This is a genomic window from Psychrobacter sp. P11G5 (assembly GCF_001593305.1).
GTDB lineage: Bacteria > Pseudomonadota > Gammaproteobacteria > Pseudomonadales > Moraxellaceae > Psychrobacter.
In genome coordinates, this window is sequence record NZ_CP012533.1 from 2,670,375 (window position 1) to 2,690,269 (window position 19,895).

Sequence of the window (19,895 nt, forward strand, 5' to 3'; positions counted from 1 at the left end):
TTATTCTTGTAAGTCAAACGCATGGACCGTGGCTGAGTGCGGGTTATTTGTCTGAGGTCTGTTACCACCGTATAGGTCATCTAAGAAATTTTGCTGCCAAGCGTGTAAATCATCTTGCTGCAGTCCTTGCAATAACGTCTGATAGCGGGACTTTCGCTGCGCTAATGGCATCGTCAAGGCAGTTTTTAAACCCTGTATTATACTTTTCGGCTGATGCGGATCGACAATCACCGCCGCTTGCATTTGCTCGGCTGCCCCTGCATAACCTGACAGCAATAACACTCCAGGATTCTCAGGATTTTGGGCAGCAATGTATTCTTTGGCGACTAAATTCATACCATCTTTGAGCGAATTTACCCAACCAATATCACTGTGCCAAAATGCTCTCATCAATGTCTCGTGGTTCAACACTTTTTCGCTATACGTAATCGCCTGCCAATTATTTGTTAAGTCGTCTGTCAAATCGTCTATCAAAGCATCAGCATCCAAAAAACCAATTTCAAAGGTATCCGCTTGATATTCATTAGGCAGAAATTGCTGATTGATATCATTGACCGCTTGTTTGACACTTTTATAAAGCTGTTGATAAACCGGTAAGTCTAAACGACTAGGACAAGCAATTTGTAATAGCTTTAGCTGATTTTGATAGATTGGATTTTGCTGTAGAAAAGAACCATACGCTGAAAAACGCTCTAATAAACCTTTAGAATAATCAATCCTATCTACCGCTATTATTTGCTGGGCGGCAGGCTTTGTAGCACTATCTTTATGCGTATGTTTTGCAAACTGGGATGAGAAATGTGAGGATAAATGGCTAACTTGCTGCTGGATTTTGTCTACATTAACGCCGATTGGATAGGCATTAATTGCTAAACAGTGCGGAGCACTTAAGTCTAGATTGAGCATCAGCTGTACACCAGCGGAGTTTGTAGTTTTGGAAAAACTTTGCTCGGCATGCAAAGCGTTTGGTAGAGAAGCTTTTGAAAAACTTTCCTGCAAATACCTATCTTTTAAATAACTGTCTCTTGAATAGCTATCTTTTACATACCTGCTTTTTAAAAAAATTTTTTCCAAAAATTCATCCTTTAAATAATGTTGGAATACGTCAATGCAGTTGGTTTTATCTTGCTCAGTTTGGGTGCCGAGCACATCATAATGAGCAAGATACCTAATCAGTTCAGAGCTTTTTTCAAGCTGTTGCCAAAATGCTAACGGGGCAAACGGAATGTGCAAAAAGAAGCCGATACGATTTGTCATACCCATTTGCTTGCAATAATAAGCCATGCTTAAAAAGTGATAATCATGTACCCAAATCACATCATCGGGTTGAATAATGTTTTTTAACTGTCGGGCAAAAAGGCAATTTACCTCTTGATAACCTGCATAATCCTCTGCTGTTTGACTGATTAAATCAGGTTGCTCATGCAGTAGCAGCCACAGCACATTATTGGCAAAACCGCAGTAAAAGTGCTGATATTGTTTGCTCGTTAGGGCCGTAGTCATATAAGTGACTTCTGCATTGGTCTCATGCAGATATGCTGAAGTAGCTTGTTTATTGATGCTGAATTCATTGTTATCACAGTTGTCATCAGCCTCAACAACCTCACCATTCCAACCCATCCAGATGACTGAATTTCCTACTAATACGTCGTGCAAGGCTACTGCAAGCCCGCCTGCCATTGGATTGCCATCGGGCATTTTTACCCGATTAGATAAGACGATTAATCGGCTCATATGATTTATCTCGTTGTTCTTTCAGCAATGGAAGATTAGAGTCTGCTAAATCAGACGATAAAGTGGCGTTTTTTTGATAAAAGACGAATTGGCAAAAGCTTAAAAAGTTATCAAGCAAGACTGTTACTTCATCAATATTACGTACATAGTAATGAGCACACGTTGGCTCACTGCCTACTTTAATACCCATACCTTTTACTGAACTATTCACTGAGCTATTCGCTGAACTACGATATTTTTGTATTGCTCTTTTTTCACTTACCTTGTTTTTGGATACTTCGTTTTCAAATACTGTGTTTTCATTTTGTACGGCAATAAAACCTGCCTCATCAGTAATGTCATCACCAATAAAAATGGCACACAGCTCCTTGTCAGTTTGCATTTTTTCTAACAAGGTTAAGATCGCTGTACCTTTATCCGCTCCTTTTGGCACAATCTCCCAGACGTATTTACCCTGTTTCAACGTCCAGTTAGCATAGTTACTTAAGGTTTTTAGCATAATGGTATGAGCCACATTGGCTAATGTAGGATTTTTACGAAAGTGCAGAGCAACGGAATAAGGCTTATTTTCTATGGTTAAGTCACTATATGACGTACTATATTGGCTAATAATCTGCCTTATAGCAGTAAGTTCGGCATTATCAACATGCGCGGTGCTTGCAACGTTATTGTCGTTTTTTTTGCCTATAGCACTATTAAAGCTACCATTAAGTGCTATTTCTAATCCGTGCGTTGCTGCAATTGGCAATTGTAAAGGTGAGAGCATTTGCTTTGCTTCAGCAAGACTACGCCCTGTCACGATGGCGACTTGTACCCCATAGTTTTGTATTCGTTGTAAAAGCAATAATGTTGCATTTGGGATGATGCTATCTTTTGGATCAAGGGTAAAATCTGCAAGCGTACCGTCTATATCCAAAAACAAACAATAATCTCGCTGATGAGATAAATAATTAGCAAAATTATTTGGTTGGATGTATATAGCTGGCGTATTTAAGCTATGATTTCTTCCTGAAGTCACGCTCGTTCCTTTTTCTTTTTAATAGGACGTTGTGTCTAGCCTAATTTAATTCATATTCAAAATAAATTATGTATTAAAAGCTAACATGTTCGTAAGTGTTTGTTTGTAAACAATAATAACCTACTAGTAAGTTTGCCACAAAGCCAGCTACCCTGTGATGGCAAAAGTATTCAATTTGGTATAAATTTCTTTAGTGTAAGTCTTTTAGTTCATAAACATTGCAAGTAACCGCAAACCACATCATCAATTTCAACTACTGAAAAATCATCGCCTTTGGTAACTACGCCGGCATCATCACGCCAGAGTTTTGATTTTCTATGCTTATGAATAACTTTGCCTTTTTATGAAAAAGCATGCGTTATAGAAAGATTAATCTTGTTTCTCTATATGTCTAATGGCTATTATTGATAACACTTAGTCATAACACTGGGATTCCAACCAACGGCTCAACTTAATAATGTCAGCTTGGTTAGATTTTAGCTCATTGTAAAAAAAATAAAACTCATCCCCTGTTAGCAATTCGTGCATCGGAATTTTGACGAGATTCTGCTTATGGGCTTGATCCAACATCATATAGTTATCAATAAGCGCAATACCTAGGTTATAACGTGCAGCCTCTGTGGCAAGTAGTACGTGGCTGAATTGATTGATTTTTACATTGTTCGGTAATTCAAACCCACCTGCTTTACACCACCTCAGCCAATCATTAGCCGCATTTTCACTTTTCCCAGAATATCTTACTGATAGTATGGGATGTTGCCACAATGCCTCAGGCAATGGTTTGTCCTTTATTTTTTCCCATAGCTTTTGACCACAAACAGGAAATAACTTTTCAGCGAATAAAAACGTGCTGACCACGTTACGCTTTGGCGGATTGACGGTAATAAAACAATCTGAGAATTGCTCATTATAATCGTCTTGGTCTGTCACCATATTTAAGGTTAGCTCAATCTCTGGGTGTTGTTTACGAAAGTCTTCTAATCGAGGAATTAACCAATTAACGGCTACTGAGCTATACAGTGCTAGGCGAATATGCCCAGGTTTATCATATCGAATAGCCTGACTGGTATTCGAAATAACAGCCAATGATCGGTTTATTTCTGTGAAATAACGCGCCCCTATTTCTGTGAGCGAAAGGGTCCGACCTTGCCTATAAAATAAAGCTTCCCCTAGATATTCTTCGAGAGTTCGAACTTGATGGCTCACAGCGCTTTGAGTCACATTCAGGCTTTCTGCTGCTTTTGAAAAACTATTAAATCTTGCAACTGATTCAAAGCATTGTATTGCACGCAATGGTGGTAGTTTCATTATTATCTCAGCTAATACTAAACGTCTTTATATCATTATACGTCATGGGTATATACGAATATACTGCTTACTTAAGCATTAAATTAGCGTCATTCAATTTGATTTCTTGAATATTTTTAGGATAAAGCTGAGGACTACAATGCCAAAGATGAGTGTTGGATTTGCAATGATTTTATTGGTTTTAGGGAATATGGTTGCAATCCTTTCAGATGCGTTGATAAAGGACTTACCGGCTGGAACGGCGGTATATCAATTTGTTCTGTTTCGCCAACTGACAGCTGTTTTAATGCTACTACCCTTTTGCTTCTTGAATAAGCAAGCCAAGCTATTTAGTAACATAAAATGGCATTTCGTACGTGGCCATGTTTGGTTGTTGGGTGCGGTATTTATGGTACTGTCTCTTCAAGCGCTCCCTCTGGCAACGGCTAATGCTATTTTTTATACCACCCCATTGCTTATGTTACCGTTGGGTTTTTTGTTTTATAAAGACAGACTCACAGCACCAAGCATAATCGTGTCAATGCTAGGTTTCGCCGGTATTCTTATCGTCGTAAAACCGACACAAATTAATATGGGCGCTATATTTGCACTGATAGTGGCTGTGACTATGGCTACAAACAACTTATTAGTGCGTAAACTACCCAAGCAGCATACCGTCGCTCAAACTTTGTTTTTGACTAATTTAGTGGGCATACCGTTTGGGCTTAGTTTGGCCTTTTGGGAAAACCAACCGTTGGATTGGTACCCGCTATTGATAGCAGCGGGCTCAAATTTATTTATTTTGATCTATGCGGGTATATGCGTGCTGGTATACCGAGTAGTTGAAGCGCATAAAATCTCTAGTGCAGAATATACGGGGCTGTTAGGGGCAGTGTTCATCGGCATCGTGTGGTTTGATGAGATACCAGATGTCAGTTTATTGGTGGGTTCAGCGTTGATTATTATCCCTTTAATTTGGCTAGCAACACTTGAGTCCACTAAATATAAAAAGCCGGTTCCGATAGAGTAAATATTAATTTTAACAACATTCCTAACCTCTCTTAGATATCAGACATCATGTAAAAAAATCACATCGAGTTGATGTGATTTTTAATTAATAAAAGTCTACAACTATTTTTACTTTTACTTTTAGATATGACGACAATACCCAGTGCCTTAAAAACTCATTTAATTCGAGTATAAAATCCATGCTTTAAATAAGTTGAATGAATATTCAAGTGTTAATTTGAAGGTAAAGATAACACTAACACTACGTTAATTTTCTACAAATTACTAGCTATGATAGCGAATAACAAGAAAAACTAGTCACTCTTTGTATCTTAGGTTAGCTTTTTATTCGTTACTCTTAACATTGCTTGCAACCGCTGACATTAAGTCAGGTACAAACCTTTCGCTAAACCCTGCTATAAAAGCAAAGCAAACCAAAGCATATATATTTTCTTTAAAAGGAGCCAAAGCTAACTCAGAATTAGCACAAAAAACTATGAACAAACCAAACACAATACCAATAAATATTCTAGATATTGCTTCACTATATAGTCCGCGATAACTAATATAAGGATCGATAGAAATTTCATTATTTCTCTGCAAGGATGAAATCATAGTTCCCAAAACTCCAGCGCTGGCTCCAGAGAAGTATATTAAACCCCTATCAAAATATAAATAGCCACATAAAAATAAAATAAGCATAATAATGGTTGTCAGTAGACTAACACAGAAAATTTTTATTTTAAGGTAGCTTTCTATTTGTGAGTATATAAACACTCTCGGTTTCTCAAATAGATCAACATTATCTTGTATTACTTCTTGTCTAAAAGCGTTAGATAATGAAGCGCTCAGCAACCTTGAAACTGCTTTACGTTGGGATTTAGGTAAAGCAGATGTAGCTAAAGACTGTAATGCATTGAAGTCTTCAGCGGGCTTTCTTAAAGATTCATGAAGTTTAGAGTGATGCCATTGTATTAGATCTCCTTTTACCCTATAAATCTTAAAGCGCGGCCCTCTAGAAACAACAGATAGTATTTCATCTTTGTATTTCTCGATATAACTTTCAACTTCCTTGAATAGAGCTTCGGTAGATTTAAGATCATTAGTCCTTAAAGATTCAGAAATTATGTCTGCTAGCATATCATTGATAACTGAAATTCTATTCTGGGTTAGTACGCTCCCAGCTAAAGTTCTTATTCGTTTAGCCGCTAGAAGCACATTGTTTGCATTGTCACTTATTTTATCTATTTCCCAGCAAAGCCCACCATTTGCATTCCAAAATAAAATATAATTTATGGAACTATCATATATGCCAGAAATTTTTGATCCTGTTCTTGTCATATCTCCAATACTATAAAGACGCTTGTCTCTATTTTTTTCTTCTAATGTATTTTCTTCATTTTCTTGAAAGATCAATTTAACCTCCTGAGTTTAAGTATGACTAATATCTCATTCTGTGCTATTCCAGTTTTTTATAATACTCTAAAACGGCACTCAATTTATAATGTTATCAAAAAACAATAACCACTATAAATGTACTAAGCATAAATGATCTCCTGATCTCTATCTTTATATAGAGAAAACTAAAAAGATAAAGCTGCTTACTAGAGGCCTTGATACTGAATCAAGATCGATGTATCTTTGTAAAGATATATCTGGTTTAGCAACTACCTCTTAGATACGCTAAATTAACTGACCACTACCTTTATCCTCTCAACCAAAAAATCTACAGCCGCTTTTACTTTTGGCACTAGATAGCGCTGCTTTTGATATAACAAATACACGGCCATATCAGCATGTTGCGTGATTGCCAATTCATGCTCAAACTTGAGCTCTTGCAACTGCCCTGATTCAAGATATGACGCTAACGCCCAGCGAGTTGACATCAGAATACCTTCATCCTCACAAGCTTTTCTCGCTAGCCACGGTCCATTATTTGAAATCGCAACCGCTGGCCCTGAGACATCATGCCATTGACCATCGATATGACATAACCAAGGCGTTGGCCCTGTCGGCGCTTTAAAATATAGGCCATGATGTTCTTTTAACTCCATCACATTTTTAGGCATACCGTATTTTTCTAAATAGCTTGGTGAAGCGACAGGGATAAACCCATTATCCATGAGCCTTATTGCTAATACACGCTCATTAGGTGCGTAACCACCACGAATAGCGATATCAACATCATCACGTCCCAGCGTCGATAACTCATCACTTAAGCTAACATCTAGGACAATCTCAGGGTATAAAGCGCTAAATTCATCCAGTAATGGCAGTAGTATTTTTTCACCAAAACCCACCATCGAGCTGATACTCAAACGCCCCATTGGCGTGGTTTGATAACTGCGCACCGTTTCATGGCTTTGTTTTAGCTGACTTAATATTTGCTGTACATCGTTATAGTAAATTTGCCCTACTTCTGTCAGTTTGACGATGCGAGTCGAACGCTTTAATAACGTCGCACCCAAACTCTTTTCTAAATCAGCGACTCGCCTTGAGAGCGATGAGGGCGGCACATCAAACACCTTCGCCGCTTTGGTGAAACTGCCCGTTTCGGCGACTTTACTGAAATAGCGTATTGCCCGTAATTGATCCAACTCACTTCTCCATTTAAGAAACAATCGTCAATAATTAGCTTTTAAGAAGCATCTACGCATTTTCGCTCTATTATTGTCTTAAAAGCAATAGTGATTCACATATACCCTTATATACAAGCCAATTAAAACCAGTAATAATAGATTCAACTTAGACATTGCAGCCTTAGTTTTGTTTCTTCGGCAATGCTTCGGCAATAAAAATAACAATCACCTTAATAATGGATAACTGACTGATGATTACTTTGCACGGTTTTGCTGCTAGCAACTATTACAACCTAGTAAAACATGTCCTTTTATATAAACAACTGCCATTCCAAGAAAATCTGGTCTACGGTGGTAGTGACGAGTTACTGGCAGTCAGTCCAGTTGGCAAAGTACCTGCTATCACAACGCTTGAAGATTTTAATATTTCAGAATCGAGCGTCATTTGTGACTTTATCGAAGAGCGTTACCCTGACACTCCTCTATACCCTACAGATGCTGGCGAACGTGCGGTTGTGCGTCAAATCATGAAAATAGCAGAGCTTTATTTAGAGCTGCCAAGCAGACGACTGATTCCTTTTGCCTTTTCAGGTACGGCTATTCCTAAGCCTGTTGCAGCGGAAGTACGCCAAGTATTAGAGCGTGGCATTTCTGCCTTAAATCGCCTAAGTCAGTTTTCACCTTGGATTGCTGGCGAGCAATTTACCATGGCTGATATCTACGTTTATTACGTTAGCACCATTGTTAGCAATTTTGCCTCAAAGCAACTTGACTGGGATGTATTGGCAGAGATACCAGATATGAAAGAGTGGAACGAAGCGATGAGTCAATCTGCCATTGCTCAAACAATAGAAGCAGATCGCTTGGCAAACATGCCTGAGTTTATGCAGAAAGTAAAAGAGCAAATTCAAGCAGTCAACGCCGATTAGTTTTAGCATTAAAAGAATAGCTCAAACTAAGCTTTATTTAAATTCAATAACACATACTTTGACCAATATAAAAAGTGATTGGTTTAACACCCTTAATTATTTGCAGGAGCAAAACATAATGTCAGATACAAACATCCAACTGGTTTCAACCATCAGCGCAGACAATAAATTAACCTTATCTTTGCAAGACATCGATATGCCGCAGCCAGGTGCTGACGAAGTCGTTGTACGCATTGAAGCGGCGCCATTAAACCCATCTGACCAAGCCGTGTTGTTTAGCGCCGCTGATATGTCCACAGCGACTCAGTCAGGTACAGAAGAGCGTCCCGTTATCACAGCGGACGTTGCCGCGCAGTTCATGTCAGCGCTGAAAACGCGTGTTGGCAAAGACACACCTGTAGGCAATGAAGGCGCAGGAACCGTGGTCGCAGCGGGATCATCACCTGCAGCACAAGCATTGATGGGTAAAACAGTAGCGGTGATTGGCGGCGGTACTTATCGTCAATATTTATCTGCCAACGTACAAAGCTGCTTAGTATTAAAAGACGGCACAACCGCTAAAGAAGGTGCTTCCTCTTTTGTGAATCCGCTGACTGCACTGGCAATGGTTGAAACCATGCGTGCCGAAGGTCATAAAGCCATCATTCATGCGGCAGCAGCCTCTAGCCTCGGTCAAATGCTCAACCGTATTTGTATGGCTGATGGCATTGATTTAATCAACATTGTACGTAAAGAAGAACAAGAAACCTTGCTACGTGATATGGGTGCAAAATATGTGGTTAACTCAAGCAAAGATTCTTTCCTTGCTGACTTGACGGCAGCAATTACTGAAACGGGTGCTACGATTGCATTTGATCCTATCGGTGGCGGTCAATTAGCCAGCGATATCCTTAACTGCATGGAAGCGGCAATCACTCGCGATGTCGAAGAATACAACGTGTATGGCTCTAATACGTTCAAACAAGTTTATGTTTATGGCGGATTAAACCGTGGCCCTATTACGCTCAATCGTAACTTCGGTTTTGCTTGGGGTGTTAACGGCTTCTTGTTATTCAATGCACTAGGCAAATTAGGCACTGAAACGGCCATGTCGATGCGTAAACGTGTGGCAGAAGAAATCACCACCACCTTTGCTAGTCGCTACACCCATGAAGTGTCATTGGCAGAGGCGCTACAATTGGATTCGATAGCGGCTTACTCTAAACAAGCGACAGGTGAGAAATACTTAATCACCCCGCAAAGCTAGTGGTTGCTGAAATAATAGATTTTTAAATTATAAAAAAGCAGATACTATTTCTAGTATCTGCTTTCGTATATCTTTAACGGTTATCTAACGCAAATAGAAAAAAGTTTCTACTTCAACAAAACCTCTTGCAAGCTGCCTTAAATTAGCTGATCTTTACTTATCGTTTACAACTATTAGTCTTTGACCTTAAGCCTGCTTACTTGCTATACATTTCTTCATCGCTTCTTTTTCAGTAACGCTTAGGTGACCTTGTGACCTATCCATATCCAAATTAGCTCGACATTCCTGTCTCATTTTTTTTAATTCAGTAGATGCGGCTGGTTTTTGAATATCATTCATCTCATCTGCAAAGGCGATACTCGGCACCATAGCATTGGCAGAATAACTTGTTGCACTGAGTAATGTGGCTAACAATATAAACAAGGTCTGTTTCATTAGAGGTCTCTATCAATTTTTAAAGTGCGTTTTTAATTAGTGTCAAGATCGACTAACGAATAATTTAAAGCACTGTTTGTGACTCTAAGCTCGCTCAGGCTATTATGCCGACTGATTGCTATCATAGCTGGTATATACGTTACGTAGTTTGATGAAAATTAAAGAAAGGTAACAGTTTTTGCGCTCAATAAGGATTTATAGAAATATTGGCTTGCGATGATGAGATGCGACCAAAACATCCTAACAATCGCACTCAAATGATTTGGTAAAAAAAGGTATGTTAGAAAATTCTGCTGCTTCAGGACGTAGTACGAATTAGATTTATAGCAAAGACTATGAGCTTTGAAGGGGTTTTATACTGAGTGCAAGTCTATTACATTAAAACAAGATATATGAATAAACTCCTGTTAATACGCTCAGTTTATCAAGTTTGGTTCTACGGTTTCTTCAGCATACCTCTCTTTTTAAATATGATCACATTACAAACTCGAAAGCAGAACACTTGTTTCGCTATTCAAAATGCCATCAATCTCTCTTACTTGACGCAGCACTTCATCAAATTCTCTCAAGCTTGTAGTGTGTATCTCTGCTACCAAGTCCCACGCACCATTTGTCGTATGTAGCTTAATGAGTTGCGGGATGCCTCGTAACTTCCTAATTACTTGTGACGTAGACTTTCCTGTTACTTCAATCATCATCATAGCTTTGACGGTTTCTTTGTCTAGTGCCTCATGTACTCGAATCGTAAATCCTAAAATAGCACCGTTATGAATCAATCTATCCAATCTGTTTTGGATAGTGGCACGAGAGACTTTGAGTTTTTTAGCAAGGTTTGAGATGGTTGCTCGACCATCTTGTCGAAGTTCAGATATCAGTTCGCTATCTAAAGAGTCATAAGTGTAATACGCCATAAAAATGCTTCCTTCATTGAGTTTTGACATTATGCTAAATAGCACCTAACAATATGCCAAAAAAATGTCCATATTTAATAACTTATTGACATTTTAACTGACAATTATAGTTGGTAGGATATTAATTGTCGGTTCAATAAACAATATTCATGAAAAGGAACAGAATTAATGTCTAAATTTATCGTACCACCCAAGGAAGGCATTCCATTCGTTAGTGTACAAGCGATGGCTAAAATGATTCATGATTATGGCGTTGAGCAATGTATCACAGATCTAGTGGATGCTTTAGAGCAAGATTTCCTTCGTTGGGATCAATTCGAAAAATCTTCTCGCTTTGCTTCGCATTCAAAAGACGGCGTCATAGAGCTCATGCCTGTAAGCGATGGAGAGATGTTTGCTTGTAAATATGTCAATGGTCATCCAATTAATACCAAACGAAATTTACAGACCGTAGCGGCTATGGGTATCTTGTCTGATGTTGAAAACGGGTACCCTATTTTGCTGACAGAAATGTGTATCCTTACGGCATTACGTACGGCTGCCACATCAGCTATGTTGGCCAAACATTGTGCACCAAAAGGCGCTACAAAACTGGCGTTAATAGGAAACGGTGCTCAGTCTGAATTTCAAGCGTTGGGTATGAAAGCCATAATGGGTATCTCAGAAGTTCGTTTGTATGATATTGACCCAGCGGCATCACAGAAAACAGCTGATAACCTTTCAGACTCAGGTTTGAAAGTGATTGTTTGTCGCACGTTAGAAGAAGCTGTTTTGGGTGCAGAGATCATTACTACCTGTACGGCTGATAAAACAAATGCCACTATTTTACGAGACGAGATAATTACAAAAGGTGTTTATATCAATGCGATAGGCGGTGATTGTCCTGGTAAGACAGAGCTGGATAGCAATATATTAATGCGAGCAGATCGTGTGATTGTAGAGTTTGAGCCTCAGACACGCATTGAGGGAGAGATCCAAAATCTATCAAGCGACTTCCCTGTTATTGAATTTCATCGAATCCTCAAAGGTGAAGTGCAAGCTCGAACGTCAGCTGATGATCTCATAGTGTTTGATGGCGTTGGTTTTGCATCAGAAGACTTTACGGCTTTGGTATTTTTACGCGACTTGATCAGAGAGCAAGGAGGATATGAGATTTTAGATCTGATACCTCAGCAAGCTGACCCTAAAAATCTATACTCGGTAGTGAAAGACCATAGCATAGTGACCAATGAAGCTACGGCTGTGTCATAAGTAATTAATATAGTCAGTCCAATATGAAAAAGATACAGCGGGACTGGGAAGAATTTTTTACAGCCTCTGTCGGCGTAGGCACAGCAAGCCAGAAAAATTTATACCAGCTTCGCGTTATTAAATAATGTATCCGTTTTATTTAGTATCGACTATACAAAAAAAATAAGCCCTTCTCATTTTGTGTAACGTTTAAAACCAACATCATTTTTTAAATTTTATCTATGTTTAGCAAGGCTCTTGGACAGCTATGGATATGTTTATTATTTTAAATCTATCTGCTATTTTTCAAGAGCTTTAATATAGAAAAATCAATTTAATCCCAAATTTAAATGATATAAAAAATTTATTTTCTTTAATAGAGACAAAATCATGACTGATATGATGAAAAATATAAGAATAGTAGAAGTTTATTCAGATATTGCAGGATATAAAAAAGGCGCCTCTCTAGGAATTGATGCATTAAAAGCGTCATCAAAAGAACTCAATGCAGATTATTTTGAAAAATTGCAATTCGACAGTATTGAGGATGATAGTAATAGTGAAGGGGAATCACAATTTTCACATGCAAAATATGCTGATGTGATTGAACCGATTATCTCTAAGTTAGCACATAAAATAAAAGATATAAGAAATGAGAATAAATTCCCAATTGTTTTAGCTGGAGATCATTCTAGTTGTGCAGGAACGATGCATGGCCTTAAGATGGCGCATCCCAATTCTGAAATTGGTGTGGTCTATATAGACGCACATGCTGACTTTCATTCACCATATACCAGTGGCTCAGGAAATATGCATGGAATGCCTTTGGCTATGGCTTGTGCAATTGACAATCTGGAATGTCAGCGAAATGAGCTTTCTGAAAAAGAAAAAGAGTATTGGGAGAGATTAAAATTTATGGCTTCTGATGAGCCGTCAATCAAGCCTGAAAATGTGGTTTTTTGTGCCGTTAGAGATTATCAAGAAGAAGAGATGGATTTAATTAAAAGACATAAAATCCCTTTATATACCGTTGCTGAGATAACTCAAAAAGGAATCAGTTCCACAGTAGAGGAAATCTTCAAAAAATTGGAATATTGCGATCACATTTATGTCTCATTTGATGTTGATAGTGTGGATCCTTTATATGTTCCAGGAACAGGTACGCCTGCAATGAATGGGCTGTCATATGAACAAGCAATGCAACTTAACATAGAATTAATCAAGAATAAGAAAGTATGCTGTTGGGAAATGGCAGAAATCAATCCTTTGTATAACAATTCAAAAGATGACTCAACCAGAATATTTAAAATTTTAGAAAAAGTGACACAGTCTCTTTTAAATAATTACTAGTGTGAAGTTATTTAAAATGAGTTAAAGCATCTAACCTAAGTATATTTATTGCAAATATTTCTTTAGGTTAGTTAAAAAATGGACTGCGAGTAACAATAATATGGACATTATTAAAGCCAGTGCTTCGAGTCAAGATGTTAGCAGTATCAATATCAGACAGTTTTTAAAATTCTTTATACCATCTATAATAGGTTTGATGCTTTTCGTATTTCCAATTCCATATGTAGATGGTAGATTTGTATCATATGCAGAAGGATTTACCATTCCTATCTCTGTGTTAAAGGACTATATACAAGGTTACATGGGTAACCTTTTGCCACTGTTCGTCGTAATCTCAATTATGATTACATTGTGTTGTACGTTATATACTAAAATCATGAAACCTTCAGTGATTTTAAATAATGCGTTTTTAAATAATTTACTGAACGTTACAACACCTTGGCTTATTATTAGAATGCTTGGTGCGTTTTTTGTTGTTGTTACCTATTTCAAGTATGGTTATGAATTCATATATTCAGATAGTATCGGGGGATTAATCTTATATGAATTAATGCCAATACTTTTTATCGTGTTTTTCTTAGCTGGATTATTGCTACCACTACTACTTGATTTTGGCTTATTAGAGTTTTTTGGTGTTTTATTAAGTAAAGTGATGAGACCTCTATTTGGTTTGCCAGGTAGATCATCTGTAGATTGTTTAACATCATGGTTGGGTGATGGAACCATTGGCGTATTACTAACTGATAAACAATTGGAAGGTGGGTTTTATACTAAAAAAGAAGCGGCCGTTATTGCTACAAGCTTTTCAGCAGTCTCGATTACATTCTGTTTGGTTGTCATCTCTCAAGTTAAGCTAGAAAGCTACTTTCTCAATATGATTGGGGTGGTTGCTTTATGCGGGATCGTTTGTGCTTTAATAGTACCGAGGTTATTACCTTTATCTAGAATTGAAAATACGTATGTAGTAGAAAATAGCGATAGAGATCATGAAACCATCCCTGAAGGAAAAACATTATTTACGCACAGCTTACATAAAGCCGTTCAAAAAGCAGAAAAGAGCCCAAGCTTTTCTACTTTCTTAAAGGATGGGTTAAAAAATATTTTGGATATGTGGATCGGAATACTACCTGTCGTTATGGCAATCGGGACGATGGGGTTAATCGTTGCAGAAGAAACACCTGTATTTGATTATTTAGGTATGCCGTTTATTCCATTCTTAGAGTTATTGAATATACCTTTTGCAGCAGAAATGTCAAAAACCATTATGGTGGGTTTTGCAGATATGTTTTTACCTGCTATTATCGGCTCTTCAATAGAATCAGAATTAACTCGATTTGTAATAGCTTGCTTGTCAGTTTCTCAATTGATCTATATGTCGGAAGTAGGCGGATTGATTTTAGGAACGAAGATTCCAGTGAGCTTTTTTCAGTTACTAATAATTTTTCTATTAAGAACCATTATTTCATTACCGATTATTGCAATATGTGCTCATATGATTTTTTAAGTATAAGGCTATTTATAGATTAATCTAGTTTTATTCATCGTTGCTTTTTCAGGTAATTTAAAGCTAATTGAATTTTCGTTATTGTAAAGTGTTATAAATAAGATATTCCCGCTATAGTCCATATTTTATAAGCAAAAAAAATCCCCAGTCGTTAAACTGGGGATTTTTTTGTCGAGCTGAATTTGGTAGGCATAAGCAGATTCGAACTGCTGACCTCTACCATGTCAAGGTAGGTCAACCAAAACCCATAAATGTATCTTATATTACATCCCTTTACTTATAATGCCTACAGCGATTTTTAACTTCACGAAAACGCAAAGTTATTTAAAATCATATTAGATTTATTTCGTAAATAGGCACTATAAAATTATAGTGTTTTTACCTCCACTCCCTCCTCGGTTTTTTGAGCTAATTACCTATATTTTCTCCACTTTTTCTGTCCTTTTTACTAAAAAGGCTAGGTTTAACTCATCATTTCGGCGATGACTTTCCTTGTTTATTAAGTTTAATCTCTGCATAATATAAGGAGAATAGCCCTCTAACTTCTGCAGGTTTTGGTCTTATTATGAAACACGTTACTTATATTCATGAACACCCCAATTGGACAGATTGGCAATGGTCAGATAAAAAACTGTTGCCGCTGGTAAGCCAAGTGCGATTGCTTCAAGGTCAGCTTCTCGGAAAATTGCTGACATTAGGATTTGATTTAAATGTTGAAGCTCAGTTAGACGCCGTTACTCTTGAAATCGTTAAAACATCTGAGATCGAAGGTGAAATTTTAAAAACAGATCAAGTAAGATCCTCTGTTGCTCGGCATTTAGGGGTTGATGACCATAATATGCCTGCAGCCTCACGAGAAATTGATGCAGTGGTTGAGATGATGCTAGATACAACATTCCACTATCAAAAGCCCTTATTGTTAGAAGATTTGCTCGGTTGGCATCGAGCGCTGTTCCCAGAAGGCTATAGCGGGCTTTATCGTATTAAAGTTGGCAAGCTTCGGGATGATAGTCAAGGCACTATGCAAGTAGTTTCAGGAGGCTATGGCCGAGAGCGAGTGCATTTTGTTGCTCCTCATGCAGACAGGATTTTTGATGAGTTGGATCTTTTTTTACAGTGGCTTAATATGCCGTCTAGCCAGCAAGATAATTTAGATTTGGTCATTAAAGCGGGTATCGCGCATTTATGGTTTGTGACGTTGCATCCTTTCGATGATGGTAATGGACGGCTGACAAGAGCAATCACGGAGCGAATGCTAGCAAAAAGTGATGGTAGCGCTCAGCGCTTTTATAGTATGTCCGCGCAAATTCTAAATCGGCGCAATGATTATTATAAGGTGTTGGAACGTACACAAAAAGGCGATCGCGATATTACTTTGTGGCTGGTTTGGTTTTTAGAAACGCTGAAAGACGCTTTACTTGCAGCTCAAGCGACCACCGATAAAATTATGGATAAAGCCAGCTTTTGGCAGATGCATCGACATCATGCGTTAAATGATAGACAGATTAAGATGCTTAATAGTTTGATGAGTGACTTTTACGGCAAGTTGACCACTAAAAAATGGGCGACTATTAATAAGTGCTCGATTGATACCGCACTTCGAGATATCAATGATTTGATAGAAAAAGGAATGTTAGAGAAGTCCGCTGCTTCAGGGCGTAGTACAAATTATGAGATTGTTTTATAAGCTTGGGCACTGATTGACAGCTAGTCCTAGTTATACCCTCCCGCAACCTTCTTGACAGCTTCAGCTTTAAATTCGGCTCTAGGAGGTAGTTTTCTTGTTTCTGGTAAGCTCCGATTAATACGCTTAGTTTACCAAGTTTACCTCTACGGTTTCTTCAGCATAGCTCAGCCCCCTTTGGTTTTTATAGTTAATCAAAACAATATACATATTACAGTAATACTAAACCAGTGAGTACACCTGAAAACCTATCATTAGCCTATACCTAAAACATAAAACTTCTAAACGATAACTTAGCTATCATTAGACTTGTTTCTAAAATTAAATGATAGTAATATCTTGCTATTATCAATGAACATTAATTATTAAGTCTAAGTAATAGAGGTCGCGTTATGACCGTTCGTATTTATGTGAGAGCCAGCACTAAGGATCAAGACGCTAAGAGAGCCTTGTCTGACTTGATTACCTTTAGCCAAAGCTATAACGTTAAACATGTTGAGTACGTTGAGCATTTCAGTGGTACAAAGCTCGATAGGCCAGTATTAGCTAAGCTATTAAAAGACGCTGATCAAGGCGATATTCTGCTGGTTGAAAGCGTGGACAGATTAAGCAGGCTATCTCAAGATGATTTTGCAATTCTAAAGCAGCGCATCAAAGACAAGGGCTTGCGATTGGTGGTGGCTGATCTACCAACTACGCATACGGTAAGTAAAGGCATGACAGGTGAGATCCTAACAGTGATTAACCATATGCTGATCGACTTATTAGCAACGATGGCAAAGCTTGATAACGACAAGCGTAGAGAGCGTATCAAGCAGGGATTGGCTAACAGTGGCTATAAGCCCTCCGGTAAGAAGCCTAATACAACGAAACACAATCGTATTAGAGAATTAGACAGTCAAGGCAATATGACAAAAGAGGAGATCGCTAAGGCGGTTGGTGTTGGGGTAGCTACGGTTTATCGGGTGTTAAAGCAGGGCTAGACGACACTATGTCGGAGGGTCTCCAAACCCGGTACGGTTCACCTAGCAAACATTCGTTATTTTTTGGCCTTAACTAAACTTTGTGCGTAATGGTATTTTCTGGCTGACTTCTACTTTGAACGCATGTTACCGCGCACTCAAGGTCATGCTGAAGAATGGTCAATCCTTCAAAAACCATGACGTCATTGGCCGCTGAACACTTTAGCTTTGACTACTAATTAATAGTGTCAAAACGATAAAAAGAGCGCCGATGCACTCTTTTTATTCCTAGTCCGACCTTACAATTCAACTTCCCCCAGCAACTTAGCTGTCGCTCCAATTTTCTGGCCTCATCCTTAGACTTTGGCAAAAGCGTCCCCTACAGTTAAAAAGAGTTCACTACGCTCACTGATAGTTTCTTTAGAGTAAGTGCATTAAAAATTCCGTCATGTCTCTGTCTTTCTACAACTTAAATTTAAGTAAGAAAATCGCGCTAATATTTAAAAAACTCTTTAACAAAAAAAATAATATAAATATTTAAATACATCAGCAAAACAAATATTATCAACATTCACATATCAATAAAGGGAATAAAAATGTCAAAAAATTATAAGCTCAGCCACTATATCTTTCCGCTCATGCTGGGCTTTTTATCAATGAATGCTATAGCGGCAATTAATGTCTATGGTCCAGGTGGACCAGCACCAGCGATGCACGAAGCAGCGAAACAATTTAAAAATAAAACAGGGATTGATGTCCATGTAACCGCGGGCCCTACTTCACAATGGAGCGACAAAGCCAAGCTTGATGCCGACGTCATCTATAGTGGTTCGGAAGCCATGATGTCTGATTTCGAAAGCTTATTTGCCGACAAAATCGTAAAGGACTCGATTGAGCCTATTTACCTACGCCCTGCTGCCATTTTAGTCAGAAAAGGCAATCCCAAACATATTCAAGGATTTAAAGATCTAAGCAGGCCAAACACTAAAGTTTTGGTCACCCATGGCGCAGGCCAAGTCGGCATGTGGGAAGATATTGCAGGTAGAACGGGCAACATTCAGCTCACAAAATCCTTCCGTAAAAATATCGCCATGTATGCACCCAATACAGGCACAGCGAAAAAAGCATGGGAAACTGACAGCAGCTATGATGCATGGTTGGTGTTTAATATTTGGGGAGTCAGTAATCCAGACATTGGGCAAATTATCCCGATCGAACCTGAACTGGTGATTTACCGTGATGCAGGTGTTGCACTAACTCAACACAGTCTAAAAAATCCTGAAGCAAAAAGTTTTATTACGTTTTTAAGCTCTGCACAAGGCCATGCGATTTTTAAACAGTTTGGTTGGAACAAATGAGTGCTTAATTTTAATCTTTGATCCACATTCAAGATCAGTTTCCAAGCTTAAAAAATCGAACTTTTAACAAGCAAATTGGACATAAAAAAGAGCGCCACGGCGCTCTTGATTGAAGAAAATATAACTACTGAACCTCGGCCAAAAGCGTTTGTGCTGCCATTTTACCCAAGGTATTCGATGCCAAAGGACTATCTCCTGTAATTAACTTACGGTCTTGAATACACTGTCTCGACATCTCTTTATTAACCACTTCCACACCCAACTTTTCTAAGCGATCTGCCAGCAACCATAGTCAACATGAAAAAAACGAAAATCTCATGCAAGCCTTTGAAGCGATCCAAGCCAAATACGGCAAATCTAAAATTGCATTGAGTGGTTGTTATTTGCCAAATCGTGCTTGGAGTATGAGCTGAGATCGTTTGACGCAGAATTATTTTAGTTGGGATGGGTTACTTCGGGTGTAGCACCGCCCAGTTCAACATCAGTAAATTCATAAAGTTAGCAACACAATCCAAGAAATAAGAAATTTATCTCTGCACACGACAAAAAAACAAAAAAGTCTGTTAAAGCAAAGGCATAATAGTAATTTTTAAGACGAATAGACCATGCCAAACTTTAACAGACTTAGTGAAACTTTAACTCAAAACCTGAGTATGAACA

At 38.2% G+C, this 19,895-nt stretch carries 17 protein-coding genes, 1 tRNA gene and 2 pseudogenes; 11 read left to right on the top strand and 9 right to left on the bottom strand.

Annotation, left to right across the window (positions count from 1 at the left end):
* The 3 genes from AK825_RS10805 to AK825_RS10815 form a co-directional block, all read right to left on the bottom strand.
* Positions 1-1,734: a trehalose-6-phosphate synthase gene (locus tag AK825_RS10805; protein WP_068037270.1), complete on the bottom strand. Its 1,734-nt coding sequence runs from the start codon at positions 1,732-1,734 to the stop codon at positions 1-3.
* Positions 1,709-2,752: a trehalose-phosphatase gene (gene otsB, locus AK825_RS10810; RefSeq protein WP_082787237.1), complete on the bottom strand. Its 1,044-nt coding sequence runs from the start codon at positions 2,750-2,752 to the stop codon at positions 1,709-1,711. Before otsB ends, AK825_RS10805 begins: the two co-directional genes overlap by 26 nt.
* A gap of 414 nt (positions 2,753-3,166) precedes the next feature.
* Positions 3,167-4,060: a LysR family transcriptional regulator gene (locus tag AK825_RS10815; RefSeq protein ID WP_068037272.1), complete on the bottom strand. Its 894-nt coding sequence runs from the start codon at positions 4,058-4,060 to the stop codon at positions 3,167-3,169.
* A gap of 139 nt (positions 4,061-4,199) precedes the next feature.
* On the opposite strand from AK825_RS10815, the gene AK825_RS10820 reads away from it, so the two are divergent.
* Positions 4,200-5,069 (top strand): DMT family transporter, encoded by an 870-nt coding sequence (locus tag AK825_RS10820; RefSeq protein WP_068037276.1) that lies wholly within the window; start codon positions 4,200-4,202, stop codon positions 5,067-5,069.
* A gap of 323 nt (positions 5,070-5,392) precedes the next feature.
* Here AK825_RS10820 and AK825_RS10825 read toward each other — a convergent pair whose 3' ends face one another.
* On the bottom strand, positions 5,393-6,463 hold the full coding sequence (locus AK825_RS10825; protein WP_068037278.1) for a hypothetical protein: 1,071 nt from the start codon (positions 6,461-6,463) through the stop codon (positions 5,393-5,395).
* A gap of 272 nt (positions 6,464-6,735) precedes the next feature.
* Positions 6,736-7,644, bottom strand: coding sequence for a LysR family transcriptional regulator (locus AK825_RS10830; RefSeq protein WP_068037281.1), 909 nt, complete (start codon positions 7,642-7,644; stop codon positions 6,736-6,738).
* Positions 7,645-7,877: 233 nt separating this feature from the next.
* Between AK825_RS10830 and AK825_RS10835 the strand changes: the two genes are divergently transcribed.
* Both AK825_RS10835 and AK825_RS10840 read left to right on the top strand, forming a co-directional pair.
* Entirely contained in the window at positions 7,878-8,555 is a 678-nt protein-coding gene (locus AK825_RS10835; RefSeq protein ID WP_068037284.1) for a glutathione S-transferase family protein, read from the top strand.
* A 118-nt stretch (positions 8,556-8,673) separates the two neighbouring features.
* A complete protein-coding gene (locus tag AK825_RS10840) occupies positions 8,674-9,801 on the top strand; it encodes a zinc-binding dehydrogenase (protein ID WP_068037286.1) in 1,128 nt (375 codons plus the stop codon).
* Between the two features lie 186 nt (positions 9,802-9,987).
* Here the strand turns inward: AK825_RS10840 and AK825_RS10845 are convergent, their stop codons facing one another.
* The gene (locus tag AK825_RS10845) at positions 9,988-10,236 is read right to left on the bottom strand and encodes a hypothetical protein (RefSeq protein ID WP_068037289.1); all 249 of its coding nucleotides are present in this window, start codon (positions 10,234-10,236) and stop codon (positions 9,988-9,990) included.
* A gap of 479 nt (positions 10,237-10,715) precedes the next feature.
* Entirely contained in the window at positions 10,716-11,177 is a 462-nt protein-coding gene (locus tag AK825_RS10850) for an Lrp/AsnC family transcriptional regulator (RefSeq protein ID WP_264753626.1), read from the bottom strand.
* A gap of 138 nt (positions 11,178-11,315) precedes the next feature.
* Here AK825_RS10850 and AK825_RS10855 point away from each other — a divergent pair, with 138 nt between their 5' ends.
* The 3 genes from AK825_RS10855 to AK825_RS10865 all read left to right on the top strand — a co-directional run bounded on the left by AK825_RS10855 (position 11,316) and on the right by AK825_RS10865 (position 15,231).
* Positions 11,316-12,398, top strand: a complete 1,083-nt coding sequence (locus tag AK825_RS10855; RefSeq protein ID WP_068037295.1) for an ornithine cyclodeaminase — start codon at positions 11,316-11,318, stop codon at positions 12,396-12,398.
* A 369-nt stretch (positions 12,399-12,767) separates the two neighbouring features.
* Complete coding sequence (locus tag AK825_RS10860) at positions 12,768-13,727, top strand: arginase (RefSeq protein ID WP_068037299.1); 960 nt, start codon at positions 12,768-12,770, stop codon at positions 13,725-13,727.
* Between the two features lie 100 nt (positions 13,728-13,827).
* Positions 13,828-15,231, top strand: a complete 1,404-nt coding sequence (locus tag AK825_RS10865) for a YjiH family protein (RefSeq protein ID WP_082787238.1) — start codon at positions 13,828-13,830, stop codon at positions 15,229-15,231.
* A 183-nt stretch (positions 15,232-15,414) separates the two neighbouring features.
* Here the strand turns inward: AK825_RS10865 and AK825_RS14695 are convergent.
* Positions 15,415-15,504: transfer RNA gene (locus AK825_RS14695), tRNA-Ser, on the bottom strand.
* A 292-nt stretch (positions 15,505-15,796) separates the two neighbouring features.
* Here AK825_RS14695 and AK825_RS10870 point away from each other — a divergent pair.
* The 4 genes and pseudogenes from AK825_RS10870 (at position 15,797) to AK825_RS10880 (ending at position 19,235) form a co-directional block, all read left to right on the top strand.
* Positions 15,797-16,918, top strand: a complete 1,122-nt coding sequence (locus AK825_RS10870) for a Fic family protein (RefSeq protein WP_068037302.1) — start codon at positions 15,797-15,799, stop codon at positions 16,916-16,918.
* Positions 16,919-17,307: 389 nt separating this feature from the next.
* Positions 17,308-17,898, top strand: coding sequence for a recombinase family protein (locus AK825_RS10875; protein WP_058368781.1), 591 nt, complete (start codon positions 17,308-17,310; stop codon positions 17,896-17,898).
* A 99-nt stretch (positions 17,899-17,997) separates the two neighbouring features.
* Positions 17,998-18,116 (top strand): annotated as a pseudogene (locus AK825_RS14910) (acyl-CoA dehydrogenase); the annotation flags it as partial.
* 357 nt (positions 18,117-18,473) lie between these two features.
* Positions 18,474-19,235 (top strand): substrate-binding domain-containing protein, encoded by a 762-nt coding sequence (locus AK825_RS10880; protein WP_058368377.1) that lies wholly within the window; start codon positions 18,474-18,476, stop codon positions 19,233-19,235.
* 124 nt (positions 19,236-19,359) lie between these two features.
* On the opposite strand, the pseudogene AK825_RS14595 reads toward AK825_RS10880, so the two are convergent.
* Positions 19,360-19,524 (bottom strand): annotated as a pseudogene (locus tag AK825_RS14595) (protein deglycase HchA); the annotation flags it as partial.
* Between the two features lie 28 nt (positions 19,525-19,552).
* Here AK825_RS14595 and AK825_RS14990 point away from each other — a divergent pair.
* Positions 19,553-19,648, top strand: coding sequence for a DUF4113 domain-containing protein (locus AK825_RS14990; protein WP_145990099.1), 96 nt, complete (start codon positions 19,553-19,555; stop codon positions 19,646-19,648).
* The last annotated feature ends 247 nt before the right edge of the window (positions 19,649-19,895 follow it).